Origin of the sequence: Variovorax sp. J22G73, assembly GCF_030317035.1 — a bacterium.
Taxonomy (GTDB): Bacteria; Pseudomonadota; Gammaproteobacteria; order Burkholderiales; family Burkholderiaceae_C; genus Variovorax.
This window is the reverse complement of the sequence record NZ_JASZYK010000001.1, coordinates 152,070-165,223: the sequence shown is the minus strand read 5'-3', so window position 1 is coordinate 165,223 and position 13,154 is coordinate 152,070. Positions and strand designations below refer to the sequence as shown.

General features: G+C 68.7%; 11 protein-coding genes. 3 read left to right on the top strand and 8 right to left on the bottom strand.

Annotated elements, in window-relative coordinates; genetic code table 11:
- Positions 1-57: 57 nt before the first annotated feature.
- Entirely contained in the window at positions 58-1,368 is a 1,311-nt protein-coding gene (locus QTI51_RS00720; protein WP_116912251.1) for an ABC transporter substrate-binding protein, read from the bottom strand.
- Positions 1,369-1,584: 216 nt separating this feature from the next.
- Complete coding sequence (locus QTI51_RS00715) at positions 1,585-2,517, bottom strand: LysR family transcriptional regulator (RefSeq protein WP_286513399.1); 933 nt, start codon at positions 2,515-2,517, stop codon at positions 1,585-1,587.
- Positions 2,518-2,625: 108 nt separating this feature from the next.
- On the opposite strand from QTI51_RS00715, the gene QTI51_RS00710 reads away from it, so the two are divergent.
- Both QTI51_RS00710 and QTI51_RS00705 read left to right on the top strand, forming a co-directional pair.
- Positions 2,626-3,600 (top strand): Bug family tripartite tricarboxylate transporter substrate binding protein, encoded by a 975-nt coding sequence (locus QTI51_RS00710; RefSeq protein WP_286513401.1) that lies wholly within the window; start codon positions 2,626-2,628, stop codon positions 3,598-3,600.
- 61 nt (positions 3,601-3,661) lie between these two features.
- Positions 3,662-4,747: a 4-hydroxythreonine-4-phosphate dehydrogenase PdxA gene (locus QTI51_RS00705; RefSeq protein ID WP_286513404.1), complete on the top strand. Its 1,086-nt coding sequence runs from the start codon at positions 3,662-3,664 to the stop codon at positions 4,745-4,747.
- Here the strand turns inward: QTI51_RS00705 and pgi are convergent.
- Both pgi and tal read right to left on the bottom strand, forming a co-directional pair.
- Positions 4,728-6,290: a glucose-6-phosphate isomerase gene (pgi, locus tag QTI51_RS00700; RefSeq protein ID WP_286513406.1), complete on the bottom strand. Its 1,563-nt coding sequence runs from the start codon at positions 6,288-6,290 to the stop codon at positions 4,728-4,730. The two genes, QTI51_RS00705 and pgi, sit on opposite strands and share 20 nt — an antisense overlap.
- Before the next feature lie 2 nt (positions 6,291-6,292).
- Complete coding sequence (gene tal / locus QTI51_RS00695) at positions 6,293-7,252, bottom strand: transaldolase (protein ID WP_286513409.1); 960 nt, start codon at positions 7,250-7,252, stop codon at positions 6,293-6,295.
- A gap of 246 nt (positions 7,253-7,498) precedes the next feature.
- Between tal and QTI51_RS00690 the strand changes: the two genes are divergently transcribed.
- Positions 7,499-8,185 carry a lipocalin family protein gene (locus QTI51_RS00690; RefSeq protein WP_286513411.1) on the top strand — a complete coding sequence of 229 codons (687 nt, stop codon included), beginning with the start codon at positions 7,499-7,501 and terminating at the stop codon, positions 8,183-8,185.
- Here QTI51_RS00690 and QTI51_RS00685 read toward each other — a convergent pair.
- From QTI51_RS00685 to QTI51_RS00670, 4 genes are read right to left on the bottom strand one after another with little or no spacing between them, the layout of a single operon-like run.
- Positions 8,131-8,793, bottom strand: a complete 663-nt coding sequence (locus QTI51_RS00685; RefSeq protein ID WP_286513412.1) for an HAD family hydrolase — start codon at positions 8,791-8,793, stop codon at positions 8,131-8,133. The genes QTI51_RS00690 and QTI51_RS00685 overlap by 55 nt on opposite strands.
- A gap of 12 nt (positions 8,794-8,805) precedes the next feature.
- Entirely contained in the window at positions 8,806-9,849 is a 1,044-nt protein-coding gene (locus QTI51_RS00680; RefSeq protein WP_116912258.1) for an ABC transporter ATP-binding protein, read from the bottom strand.
- A gap of 16 nt (positions 9,850-9,865) precedes the next feature.
- A complete protein-coding gene (locus tag QTI51_RS00675) occupies positions 9,866-12,124 on the bottom strand; it encodes an ABC transporter permease (protein WP_286513415.1) in 2,259 nt (752 codons plus the stop codon).
- Positions 12,125-13,138, bottom strand: a complete 1,014-nt coding sequence (locus QTI51_RS00670; protein WP_116912260.1) for an ABC transporter substrate-binding protein — start codon at positions 13,136-13,138, stop codon at positions 12,125-12,127.
- Positions 13,139-13,154: the final 16 nt, after the last annotated feature.

The window sequence follows — 13,154 nt, the reverse complement described above, 5'->3', positions numbered from 1 at the left end:
GCGCTGCTGCCCCCTCACCCTGGCCCTCTCCCCGAGGGGAGAGGGGAAGGGACCGGGTTACTTGTAGTACCCGCCCTTTTTCATCTCACGCTCCGCCGCCGTCTGCGAGGTCTTCAGCGCCTGGTCGACCGTGACCTTGCCCGACAGCGCCGCGCTCATCTGCTGGCCCACCGCCACGCCGATGGCCTGGAACTCCGGAATGGCCGCGTACTGCACGCCCACGTAAGGCGACTTGGGCAGCGTGCTGTCCGTGAGGTTGGCGCTGTCGATGGCCTTCTTCTCGGCTTCGGCGAACTTGGCGACCTTCTGGAACTCGGGGTTCGCGTAGGTCGACTTGCGCGTGCCGGTGGGCACCGAGGCCCAGCCGGTTTCCTTGGCCACCAGGTTGATGTAGTCCTTGGACGTGGCCCACTTGATGAACTTCTGCGCGGCCTCGTCCTTGGTCGAGCTGGCCGGGATGGCCAGATTCCACGACCACAGCCAGTTGGCGCCCTTGGGCGTGCTGGCCGTCGGTGCCTGCGCGAAGGCGACCTTGTCGGCCACCTTCGACTGCTTCGGGTCGCTGATGAACGAGGCGGCGATGGTCGCGTCCACCCAGGCGGCGCACTTGCCTTCGTTGAACAGCGCCAGGTTCTCGTTGAAGCTGTTGGCCGAGGCGCCCGGGGGGCCGTCCTTCTTCATCATGTCGACGTAGAAGGTGATGGCGTCCTTCCAGGCCTTGGTGTCGATCTGCGGCTTCCACTGCATGTCGAACCACTGGCCGCCGTTGGTGTTGACCAGCGTGGTCAGGAAGGCCATGTTGTCGCCCCAGCCCGGCTTGCCGCGCAGGCACATGCCGTACACGCCGGCCTTGGGGTCGTTGGCCTTGTCGGCGAACTCCTTCACCTGGGCCCAGGTGGGCTGGTCGGAAAACTTCACGCCCACCTTGTCGGCCAGGTCCTTGCGGTACATGAGCATCGAGCTCTCGCCGTAGAACGGCGCGGCGTACAGCTTGCCGTCGGTCGACAGGCCGTTGCGAATGGCGGGCAGCAGGTCGTCGATGTCGTAGGCGGCGTCGGTGGCAATGGGCTTGAGCCAGCCCTTCTTCGACCAGATGGGCGCTTCGTACAGGCCGATGGTCATCACGTCGAACTGGCCGCCCTTGGTGGCGATGTCGGTGGTCACGCGCTGGCGCAGCGTGCCTTCCTCGAGCGTGACCCACTTCAGCTTGATGTCGGGGTTGGCTTTTTCGAAGAAGGGGGTGAGCTTCTGCATCTCGATCATGTGGCCGTTGTTCACGGTCGCAATCACGAGTTCGGTGGCGGCCTGGGACACGACGCCCGTACCGATGAGTGCGAGGACGAGGCCCGCTTTCAGAAAACGCTTCATGTTGTCTCCTAGAGGTGAGCGACGCCCTCTTGTCGGGTCGCCGTGCCGGGATTCTGAAGAAACGCGCTTGCGGCTTTGGTACTTCGGATGTCGACGATGGTACTTTCATGCACCACCTGACTGGTGGATTCCCTAGTTAACGCAATACAGCATGGATTCTGCGCAATCCAAAGCGCTACGTGAAGGCTCGGCGAGTTCCAGCGGGTTTCGAGCGGTTCAGGCGGTGTCGCCCAGCAGCTGCCGGCGGAATTGCGCCGCCGCCGGCGACAGCGCCCGGTCTTCGCGCGTGATCAGGCAAATGGGCGGCACCCGCACCGGCAGCTCGAGCGCCACGGTGCGCAGCACGCCCAGCCGGGCGTAGTGGTTGGCCTGCGAGGCGGGCATGACGGCCGCCATGTCGGAGTTCTCCAGCAGCGCGGTGATGGCAATGGGCGATGCCGTTTCGATGATGTCCAGCCGCGCCTGGATGCCGGCCTCGCGCATGGCCGCCTCGAATCGCCCGCGCTGCGGCGAGCCCGGCGGCTGCAGCACCCACGACCAGCCCGCCATGTCGGCCAGCGTGACGGCCGCGCGCTCGAACACCGGGTGCGCGGTGCGCACCACGACCACCTGCGACTCGCCCAGCAGCGGCACGCTGGCGTACTTCGCCTCGTCGTGGCCGTCGGTGAGGCGGCCCAGCACCAGGTCGACGTCGCCCTGCTCCAGCTGCGCCTGCATCACGTCGCTGGTCTCGACCACCACCGACACCGCCACCCGCGGATGGCGCCGGTGGTACTCGACCAGCGCCGGCGCCAGCAGCTCGGCCACGGCGCCGGGCACGCTGCCCACGCGCAACGCGCCGCTCAGGCCCGAGCGCAGCGCCAGCATTTCCTCGCGCGCGGTGCCGAAGTCGCTGAGCACGCGGCGGGCGTAGCGGATCAGGATCTCGCCGTAGGGCGTGGGCTCCATGCCGCGCGCCAGCCGCTCGAAGAGCTTCTCGCCCAGCGAGTCTTCCAGCTGCTGCAGCAGCTTGGTGGCCGCGGGCTGGCTGATGTTCATGGCCTCGGCCGCGCGGCCCAGGTGCCGGTGCGCATGCAGCCGGGCCAGCAACAGCAGCTGGCGCGGGCGCACATGGAGCATCAGGGAGGTGTCGGCGGGCTCGTGTGTCATGCACAAAAGTATATGGAGTGCCGGCTTTTTTCGATTGGATCGGCCGGCCGTTGCTCCGTACGCTCGGGCTCACAACAAGTCGCAAGACACAAGCTGGAGACAAACCCGATGAAGCCTTTCTTCCTGGTCCGCGTGGGGTGGCTGGCCGCGATGGCGCTGTCAGCGCCCCTGGTCAGCGCCGAGCCCGCCTACCCCGACAAGCCGATGCGCATCATGGTGGGGGCTTCGCCCGGCGGCGGCACCGACATCCTGGCGCGCGTGCTGGCCGACAAGTTCGCGCCCTCGCTCAAGCAGACGGTGGTGGTCGAGAACCGGCCCGGCGCGTCCAACACCATCGCCGGCGAGCTCACCGCCCGCGCGCCGGCCGACGGCGCCACGCTGCTGCTGGCCACCAACACGGCGCAGGCGGTGGCGCCGCACATCCTCAAGCTCAAGTACGACCCGCTGAAAGACCTGCAGCCGGTGGGCCTGGTGGCCGTCATGCCCAACGTGCTGGTGGTGTCGGCCAGCTCGCCCTACCGCTCGGTGAAGGACCTGGTGGCGGCCATGGCGGCGCGGCCGGGCGGCTTCAAGTACGCCTCGTCGGGCATCGGCAGCACGCAGCACGTGGGTGGCGAGGCCTTCAACCTGGCCACGGGCATGAAGTCGATCCACGTGCCCTACAAGGGCAGCGCGCAGGCCCACGTGGACATCATGTCCGGCGAGGTCGACATGATGTTCGACAGCACCTCCTCGGCCATGGGCCAGATCAAGGCCGGCAAGTTCCGCGCGCTGGCCGTGAGCGCGCCGCAGCGCTCGCCCGAGCTGCCCGACGTGCCCACGCTGGCCGAGCAGGGCATCAAGGGCGCTGACGTGTCCACCTGGTACGGCCTGTACGTGACGGCCGGCACGCCGCGCCCCGCGGTCGAACGGCTGAACGCCGAGCTCACGCGCACGCTGAAGATGGCCGACGTGCAGGCGCGCATCAAGGCCCTGGGCGGCGAGCCCGGCGCGCTGACCGGCGAGCCCTTCGCGGCCATGAACCGGCAGGAGTTCGACCACTACGGCCAGCTGGTGCGCGACGCCAACATCAAGGCCGATTGAAGGCGCGCGCCCTCCCCCGAATTCAACCAGTTTCCCCATCGTCCACATCGCCCACATCGTCATGTCCACCCCATCCAAGACCCCGAGCGTGATCTCCGCCAAGCCCCGCCTCGTCGTGCTGCTCGGCGACCCCGGCGGCGTCGGCCCCGAGATGGCCGTGAAGCTGCTCGCGCGCCAGCGCAACCTGGACGCCGCGCGCGTGCTGCTCATTGCCGACCCGCTCGTGCTGGCCGCCGGCGAGCGCGTGGCGGGCGTGAAGCTCGACGCGCTTCGCATCGACACCCTGGACAACCTGCGCTTCGAAGACGGCCGGCCCAGCCTGCTCGCCTGCGACTGGATGGCGGGCAGCGAAGCGGTGCTCGGCGAATCGAACGAAGCCTCGGGCCGCGCCTCTTTCGAGGCGCTGGAGCTGGCCACGCTGGTGGTGCGCCGCGGCCAGGCGGATGCCATCGTGTTCGCGCCGCTCAACAAGCATTCGCTGCGCCTGGGCGGGCTGGTGCACGAAGACGAGCTGCGCTACATGCAGGAGCGCTTCGCGGTGAAGGGCTTCGTGTGCGAGTTCAACCTCACGGGCTCGCTGTGGACCTCGCGCGTGACCTCGCACATTCCGCTGAAAGACGTGGCGAGCCACATCACGCTGGAAGGCGTGCAGGACGCGGTGAAGATCATCGCCTCCGCCCTGCGCCGCGCCGGCGTGGCGCACCCGCGCATCGCGGTGACGGGGCTCAACCCGCACGCGGGCGACGGTGGCTCCATCGGCATGGAAGAAATCGAGATCATCGCGCCGGCCATCGCGCAGCTGCGTGCCGAAGGCCACGACGCGCGCGGCCCGTTCTCGCCGGACACGGTGTTCATCGGCGCGCGGCGCGGCGATGTCGATGCGGTGGTGTCGATGTACCACGACCAGGGCCAGATCGCGATGAAGCTCATGGGCTTCGAGCAAGGCGTGACCTTGCACGGGGGGCTGCCGGTGCCGGTGGCCACGTCGGCCAGCGGCAGCGCCTTCGACATTGCCGGCCAGGGCATCGCGCAGATCGAAGGGCTGCAGCAGGCCTTCGACCTGTGCGTGCGCATGGCCAGCGGCGCGCCGGCGGCAACGGCAACGGCGCAGGGCGCCGGCGAAGCAGTTACGGCTGCTGCGGGCTGAGGCGCTGCAGCAGGCCGGCCGTCGAGGCGTCCAGGCCCATCACGTCTCCCGAGGCGAGGCGCGGCTCGATGTCCTTGGCCAGCACCTTGCCCAGTTCCACGCCCCACTGGTCGAAGCTGTTGATGCCCCACAGCGCGCCGCTGGTGAACACGCGGTGCTCGTACAGCGCCAGGAAGGCGCCCAGCGTCTCGGGCGTGAGCTTCTCGAACACGAAGAAGGTGCTCGGCCGGTTGCCCGGAAAGTTCTTGTGGCCGCCCTCGTCGAGCTTGCCCACCATGAGCGCCTGCGCCTGCGCGAGCGCGTTGGCCAGCAGCTTGGGGTGGTGGCCTTCGAGGTCGTGCGCCGCGTCGCGCACCGCCACGAACTCGAGCGGGATCACGTCGGTGCCCTGGTGCAGCATCTGGAAGTAGGCGTGCTGGCCGTTGGTGCCGGGCTCGCCCCACAGCACCGGCGACGTGCCGAACGCCACGGGCTTGCCGCTCGCGTCCACCTGCTTGCCGTTGCTTTCCATTTCCAGCTGCTGGAGGTAGGCCGGCAGCCGCTTCAGCGCGCTGTGGTACGGCGCGATGCCGCGGCTGGTGAACTTGTGGAAGTTGCGGTACCAGACGTCGAGCAGCCCGAGCCGCACCGGCAGGTTCTGCGCGAGCGGCGCGGTGCGAAAGTGCTCGTCCATCGCGTGCGCGCCCGCCAGCAGCCGGCGAAAGCCCTCGGGCCCGATGGCCAGCGCAATCGGCAGGCCGATGGCCGACCACAGCGAATAGCGGCCGCCCACCCAGTCCCAGAAGCCGAAGGTGGTGGTGATGCCGAACTTCTTCGCCGCTTCCACGTTGGTGGTGAGCGCCGCGAAGTGGCCCGCGATGTCGGTGCCGCCCGACTGCTCGTACCAGCGCTTGGCCGAGAGCGCGTTGGTCATCGTCTCGGTGGTGGTGAAGGTCTTGGAGGCGATGAGGAACAGCGTGTGCTCCGGCGCCAGCCCCTTCAGCACGCCGGCCAGCTCGTGCCCGTCGACGTTGGAGACGAAGTGAAAGCGCTTGCCCGGCGCCGCGAACTCGGCCAGCGCCAGCACCGCCATCTGCGGGCCCAGGTCGGAGCCGCCGATGCCGATGTTGACCACGTCGGTGATGGTGTGGTCGCCGCGCACCTGCTCGGCATAGGCCAGCATGGCGTCGAGCGTGGCGTGCACCTCGCGCAGTTCGTTGGTGGTCTTCGGGCCGGTGGGCGCATCGGCCGGGGCGCGCAGCAGCGTGTGCAGCACGGCGCGGTCTTCGGTGTTGTTGATGTGCTCGCCCGCGAACATGGCGTCGCGGTGCGCTTCCAGGCCGCATTCGCGCGCCAGCGTGAGCAGCAGCTCTTCGGTGCGCGCGTCGATCAGGTTCTTCGACAGGTCGGCGAAGACATAGGGAGCCTCCTGGCTGAAGCGCGCGAAGCGGCCGGCGTCGTCGACGAAGGCGTGGCGCACATCGAACTGGCGCCCGGCGATGTCGAAGCTGGACTGCAGCTGCGCCCAGGCCGGTGCGCGGTCGCAGCGTTGGGTCATGACCATGGTTACTTGCCGCTTTCCTGCATGAGCTTCTCGAGCTTCACGGCGTCGGCCGCGAAGGCGCGGATGCCCTCGGCGAGCTTCTCGGTGGCCATGGCGTCTTCGTTGAGCGCGAAGCGGAAGCCGGCCTCGTCGTAGCTCACCTTCTTCGCATCGTTCTGCTTCGCGGCAGCCTTGGCGTCGAGCGCGTGCTCGAGCGGCTCGTTGCTCGCGGCCAGCTCGGCCAGCAGCTCGGGGCTGATGGTCAGCAGGTCGCAGCCGGCCAGCGCCTTGATCTGGCCCACGTTGCGAAAGCTCGCGCCCATCACCTCGGTCTTGATGCCGTGCTGCTTGTAGTACTCGAAGATCTGGCGCACCGACTTCACGCCCGGGTCGTTGGCGCCGGCGCTGGCGGCCTCGTCCCATTTGGCGCCGGCCGACTTCTTGTACCAGTCGTAGATGCGGCCCACGAAGGGCGAGATGAGCTGCACGCCCGCGTCGCCGCAGGCCACGGCCTGCGCGAACGAGAACAGCAGCGTGAGGTTGGTGTGGATGCCGCGCTTCTGCAGTTCGCGCGCGGCCTCGATGCCTTCCCAGGTGGAGGCGACCTTGATGAGCAGGCGCTTCTCGGTGTCGATGCCTTCGGCCTTGTACAGCGCCACGATGCGCTCGCCGCGGGCGATGGTGGCGGCCGTGTCGAACGACAGGCGCGCATCGACTTCGGTGGACACGCGGCCCGGAATGATCTCAAGGATCTCGGTGCCGAAATTGACCAGCAGGCGGTCGATGACCTCGTCCAGCGGCTTGCCCGCGTGCTTCTTCACGGTGTCGTCGAGCAGGGGCCGGTACTCGGGCTTTTGAACGGCCTTCAGGATCAGCGACGGGTTGGTGGTCGCGTCCTGCGGCTTGGAAACGCTGAGCTGCTTGAAGTCACCGGTGTCTGCGACGACGGTGGTCCACTGGCGGAGGGCATCGAGTTGGTTCATGAAATCATTATCCTGTGCGGGTGGTGACAAGTCCTGCACGCAGTTGCGCGTCGGCCGATGTTTTCATGCGCACCGTAGCACGTGTTTTCGCACTGCTCCATCAGCCTGATGCCCGTGGGGTTGTCGGTGTGTTCCAGCCTTTCCGCCCTACAGGGGCTGTGGTCCGCGACTGACGGCCAAAGGGCCTGCGCCGGGGCTAGGCTGCAGGCAAGCCGAACGTTTCCATCCCCTTTCAGGAGTGCCCCCATGACCCAACGCCCCCGCCGCATCGGCGCCCGCGCCGCGCCCGCCGTCCGGCCCCCGCCCTTCGACGACCGCCGCACCAGCCAGGCGATCGGTGTCATGGCCACGGCCTTCGTGGTCGGCGGCGTGGCCACCTGGCTGGCGCTGGGCGCGGCACGCACCGCGCGCGCCCAGCCCGCCGGCCCGGCCGACGGCGCACCGCTGATGCGCGCGCCGCTGCAGGTGGTGGCGCCGGTCGACCTTCAGCGCTATGCGGGCATCTGGCACGAGCAGGCGCGCCTGCCCAACCGCTTCCAGAAGAACTGCGGCGGCCCCGTGACCGCCGAGTACACGCCCCAGCCCGACGGCACCGTGCAGGTGCTGAACCGCTGCGTGCGGCCCGACGGCAATTTCGACGAGGCCATCGGCAGCGCGCGCGTGGTGCCGGTGGCGGGCCAGCCGGGTGCCGGCCGGCTCGAGGTGCGCTTTGCGCCGTCGTGGCTCAGCTGGCTGCCGATGGTGTGGGGCGACTACTGGATCCTGAAGCTGGACCGCGAGTACCAGGTGTCGCTGGTGGGCACGCCTAACCGCGAGTACCTCTGGGTGCTGTCGCGCGCGCCGCGGGTGGACGCTGCGGTACTGGAAGCCGAACTGGACTACGCCCGCAGCCTGGGGTTCGACACCGACAAGGTGGTGTTGACCGGCAGGTAACGCTGCAGCTGCGACGGCAGCGTGGCCGGCGCGGTGCAATGAATGGCGTGCCAGCCGAAGGCACGGGCCATTTCCACGTTGGCGGCGGAGTCGTCGATGAACACGGTCTGCTCGGGGTCCAGGCCGTGGCGCATGGCCAGCACCTCGTAGATCTCGCGCTCGGGCTTCAGGAACTTGACGTCCCCCGAGAACACGCCGCCGTCGAAGCGCCGCATGAACGCATGCCGGCGCTCGATGGCGCGGGCGTACGGCGCGGGCATGTTCGACAGGTAGTACAGCCGCAGCGGCTGGCCGGCGTCTCGGTGCGAAATCAGTTCCTCGAGCATGCCGACCGTCACGCCGATCGGCTCCAGCCGCTCGCCCAGCCCTTCGAGCATGGTATGCAGCGCCTCGGCCGGCAGGGCCAGCCGGGCCGACATGCGGGCGATGGCGTCGTTCAGCGTGCGGGTGCCGCAATCGAAGCTGGTCCAGTCGTCGTGATGGAACAGGGCCCGTCCCAAGGCGGCCGCGGCGGCTTCAGTGGGGGCGTGTGGCGCGAGATGCGTCTGTACCAGGCGGGTGGGCTCCCATGCGAACAGCACGGCGCCAAGATCGAAAACCACGTTCATGGCGCCATTGTTTCATGCGCCGGGCACCACGCTCACGCCATGGGCTCCCAGCGACAGCGTGGTCCGCGTGCCGGCGGCCAGTGGCCGCGACAGGTCGGTGGACACCACGAAGACCGGCCCCAGGGTGGTGTCGAAGCCGTATTCGTAGAAGCTGCCCAGGTACGCCGCCTTGCGCAGCGTGGCCGGCAAGCCGTCGATGGCGCCGATCTGCCAGGCCTCGGGGCGCACCGCCACCTTCACGCTGCCGGGCGCCACCGCGTAGCGCGGCTGCACGCGCAGCGGGCCCAGCGACACGCTGCCGTCGGCCTGCGCCGTGGCGGGGAACACCATCGCCTCGCCCATGAAGCCCGCGACGAACTCGCTCTCGGGCCGCCCGTAGAGCTGCTCGGGCGTGCCGCGCTGGGCGATCACGCCGTGGTCCATCACGATGATCTGGTCGCTCACGGCCAGCGCCTCGCTCTGGTCGTGCGTCACGTAGGCCACCGTGAGCTTCAGCCGCTGCTGCAGCGTGCGGATTTCTTCCCGCATCTCGCGGCGCAGCCGGGCGTCGAGGTTGGACAGCGGCTCGTCGAACAGCAGCACCGCGGGCTCCAGCACCAGCGCGCGCGCCAGAGCCACGCGCTGCTGCTGGCCGCCGGATAGCTCGCTGGGCAGCCGCTCGTCGAAGCCGACCAGGCCCACGCCGCGCAGCGCCTCGCGGGCGCGCGCCGTGGCCTCTTCCTTCTTCGCGCCGCTCATGCGCAGGCCGTAGCCCACGTTCTCGATCACGTTCATGTGCGGGAACAGCGCGTAGCTCTGGAACATCATGCTCACGTTGCGCTCGGCCGGCCCCAGCGTGGTCACGTCGCGCCCGCCCATGAAGATGGAACCCGAGGTCGGCGACTCCAGCCCCGCGATCATGCGCAGCGTGGTCGTCTTGCCGCAGCCCGAGGGGCCGAGGATGGTGGTGAGCGTGCCCACGGGCACCTCGAAGCTGATGCCCTTGACGGCAAGGGGCGCGTTCCTGTCGGTGCCGTAGCGCTTGGTGACGTTGCGGAATTCGATGCCGTTGCTCATGTCTTGTTCTCTCGTTTCAATGCACCGGCGCGGCCACCACGGGTGCCCCCGCCTTGCGCCGCCCCAGCTTGCGCTCGCCCACCACGAACTGCACCAGCGCGATGGCCAGCGACATCAGCACCATGAGCACCGTGCAGTACGCCAGCGCGATGCCGTAGTCGCCGTTGCCCACGCGCCCGATGATGTAGGTAGTGGCCAGCTCGTTCTCGGCCGTGACCAGGAAGATCACCGCGCTCACCGTCGTCATGGCGCGCACGAAGCTGTAGACCAGCGCGGCCACCAGCGCCGGCTTCAACAGCGGCAGCACCACCTTGAAGAGCGTCTGCGAGGTCGATGCGCGCAGCATCAGCGAGGCCTCGTCGAGCGAGCGGTCCAGCTGCTTGAAGGCCGCCGTGCCCGCCCGCACGCCCACCGGCAGGTTGCGGAACATGAAGCACAGCACGATGATCAGCCCCGTGCCCGTGAGCTCGAACGGCGGCACGTTGAACGCCAGGATGTAGCTCACGCCCAGCACCGTGCCCGGGATGGCGAAGGCCAGCAGCGCGCCGAACTCGAAGAAGCCCTGCCCCTTGAACTCGTTGCGCGCCAGCAGCCACGCGATGAGCAGGCCCAGCGCCGCGGTGATGGGCGCCGAAATGCCCGCCAGCTTGAGCGTGGTGATCAGCGAGTTCCACGCCGTGCCCGCCCACACCAGCCCGAACTGCCCCCACTCGAGCGCGAAGGCGCTCTTGAAGTGGTTCAGCGTGAAGGTGTAGTCGCGCCCCCAGGTCTGCACGAAGCCGCCCGCGAAGGCGAACAGGTAGACCACGGCGGTGAAGGCGATCCATGGCAGCGCCACGCAGTAGATGGTGCGGCGCACGCCGTCGGGCAGCGCCATGGCGATGCCGGCGTCGCCCTTGCCGCTCACGGTGGTGTAGTTCTGCTTGCCGAGCAGGCCGCGCTGCAGCGCGAACACGCCGAGCGCGAACAGCGTGAGCACCCAGGCCAGCGAGGCCGCGCGGCCCTGGTCGTACTGCGCGCCGACGATGGCGAAGAAGATGTCGGTCGACAGCACCGAGAACTGCCCGCCCACGACCACCGGGTTGCCGAAGTCGGCAATGCTCTCGATGAAGCCCACCAGGAAGGCATTGGCCAGCCCCGGCTTCAGCAGCGGCAATGTCACGGTGAAGAAGGTGCGGCGCCGGTCGGCGCGCAGCATCTGCGCGGCCTCTTCCAGGCTGGGCGCAATGCCCTGCACCACGCCGCGCATGATCATGAAGGCGATGGGCGTGAACGCGAACAGCTGCGCCACCAGCACGCCCGGCATGCCGTAGAACCAGCGCGTGGGCTCGATGCCGAACACGCTCTCCAGCACCTGGTTGACCACGCCTGCACGCCCGAACAACAGGATCAGCCCCAGCCCCACCACGAAAGGCGGCGTGATGATGGGCAGCAGCGCCAGCACGCGCAGGGCGCCCTGCCCGCGCTTGCTGCCGCGCTCGGCCATCAGCGCCATGAGCGTGCCGAGAAAGGTAGTGCCCGCGGCCGTGAGCAACGCCAGCACCAGCGTGTTCCAGGCCACGCCGCAGCGCACGCCGCCGGCCAGGCAGCCCACGCCCCAGATGCGCTCGGTGAACACGCGCGCGATGAAGGCACTGGCGGACCACTGCCCGTCTTCGTTGAAGAACGCACCCGCCAGCGCCTTGCTCACCGGGTACGCGATGAACAGCGCCATCAGCACCCCGCAGCCGATGACGGCGGCGGACACGAACAGGTCGCCCTTGAACAGGCCGAGCCGCGCCAAGCCGAACGCCGCCAGCAGCACCAGCGCCGTGAGCGCCACGAAGCCGCCCGCGCCGATGCCGAATTGGTTGATGGCCAGCTCGCCGAACTGCGTGTTCAGCGCGGCAAGGCTCCAGCCCTTGGCGCCGATGGTGAAGCCCGCGACGGTCAGCCCGATGGCGCCCGCGGCGCCCCCGGCCAGCAGCCAGCGCCCCTGCGCCTTGCCGGCCGGCAGCCAGGCACCGATGGCGCACAGCGCGAGCCCCGCCAGCCCGATGAAGAGCCAGCCGCGCCCCTGCGTGGCCGCCTGCATCAGGCCGTTGGCGCCCTCGGCTTGGCCGAACACCTGGGGAACGGCTTCGTACCAGGTCGCATCCTGGATGGCATACCAGGGCAGCAGCAGGTACGCCGCAAAACCCAGCAGTACCCACGCCCGGATCCAGCGCTGCGAGCGCCGTGCCGCGGCCAGCGACGCCGGGTTGACCGGCGCGCCCTCGTTGGAACGCGCGCTCACTTAGCGGGGAAGCGAATTGACGTCTTTTTCCCAGCGCGCGATCAGGCGGCGGCGCTCGGCGCTGGCGCCGTACTTGGCGTAGTCGTAGTCGATGAACTTGATCTTCTTGAAATCGGGAATGCGCGGGTCGAGCTTGGCGGCGACGTTGCTCGGCAGCTGGAACTGCTTGTTGGCCGCGCCCAGTTCCTGCGCGCCGGGCGTGAGCGCCCATTCGTAGAACTTCTTGGCCGCGTCGAGGTTGCGCGCGCCCTTCACGATGCTCATGGAGCCGATCTCGGCGCCGGTGCCGTCGCTCGGCGTGATGGTTTCCACCGGAAAGCCCTGCATCTTCTCGCCCGGGCCGTCATGCACGAAGCTGATGGAAATCGCGGTCTCGCCGCGCGCCACCGCCTTGATGGGGCCGGTGCCCGAGCGGGTGTACTGGCCCACGTTCCTGTGCAGCGCCTTCAGGTAGTCGAAGGCCTTGTCCTCGCCCATCATCTGCACCAGCGTGGCGATCATGGTGTAGGCCGTGCCGCTGGAGGCGGGGTTGGCCACCTGGATGTCGCCCTTGTACTCGGGCTTGAGCAGGTCGGCCCAGGTCTTGGGCACGGGCAGCTTCTTCTTGGCGAGCAGCTCGGGGTTGTAGCCGAAGCCCAGCGGGCCCGAGTAGATGCCCACCGTCTTGTAGCCCGACTGCCTGGCCTGCTGCTGCGCCCACGGATGCAGCTGCGACAGCGAGGGCGACTTGTATTCGAGCGTAAGGCCCTGCTCGGCCGCCTGCAGGTGCGGGTCGCCGGTGCCGCCGAACCACACGTCGGTCTTGGGGTTGTCCTTCTCGGCGATCAGCTGGGCCAGCGCCTCGCCCGAACCCTTGAGCGCCATGTTGATGCGAACACCCGTGGTGCGCGCGTACACGGTGGAGATCACGTTGCACCATTCGGCCTGCACCGAACAGATCACATTCACGGTCTGGGCCGAGGCCATGGCCGACAGGCCGAGCAGCGCGGCTGCGGTAAAAATCTTGCTCTTCATTGGGAATCTCCGCCTC

Coding starts and splice junctions, on each gene's coding strand:
- QTI51_RS00720 (WP_116912251.1), bottom strand. CDS start 1,368: ATGAAGCGTTTTCTGAAAGCGGGCCTCGTCCTCGCACTCATCGGTACG.
- QTI51_RS00715 (WP_286513399.1), bottom strand. CDS start 2,517: ATGACACACGAGCCCGCCGACACCTCCCTGATGCTCCATGTGCGCCCG.
- QTI51_RS00710 (WP_286513401.1), top strand. CDS start 2,626: ATGAAGCCTTTCTTCCTGGTCCGCGTGGGGTGGCTGGCCGCGATGGCG.
- QTI51_RS00705 (WP_286513404.1), top strand. CDS start 3,662: ATGTCCACCCCATCCAAGACCCCGAGCGTGATCTCCGCCAAGCCCCGC.
- pgi (WP_286513406.1), bottom strand. CDS start 6,290: ATGGTCATGACCCAACGCTGCGACCGCGCACCGGCCTGGGCGCAGCTG.
- tal (WP_286513409.1), bottom strand. CDS start 7,252: ATGAACCAACTCGATGCCCTCCGCCAGTGGACCACCGTCGTCGCAGAC.
- QTI51_RS00690 (WP_286513411.1), top strand. CDS start 7,499: ATGACCCAACGCCCCCGCCGCATCGGCGCCCGCGCCGCGCCCGCCGTC.
- QTI51_RS00685 (WP_286513412.1), bottom strand. CDS start 8,793: ATGAACGTGGTTTTCGATCTTGGCGCCGTGCTGTTCGCATGGGAGCCC.
- QTI51_RS00680 (WP_116912258.1), bottom strand. CDS start 9,849: ATGAGCAACGGCATCGAATTCCGCAACGTCACCAAGCGCTACGGCACC.
- QTI51_RS00670 (WP_116912260.1), bottom strand. CDS start 13,138: ATGAAGAGCAAGATTTTTACCGCAGCCGCGCTGCTCGGCCTGTCGGCC.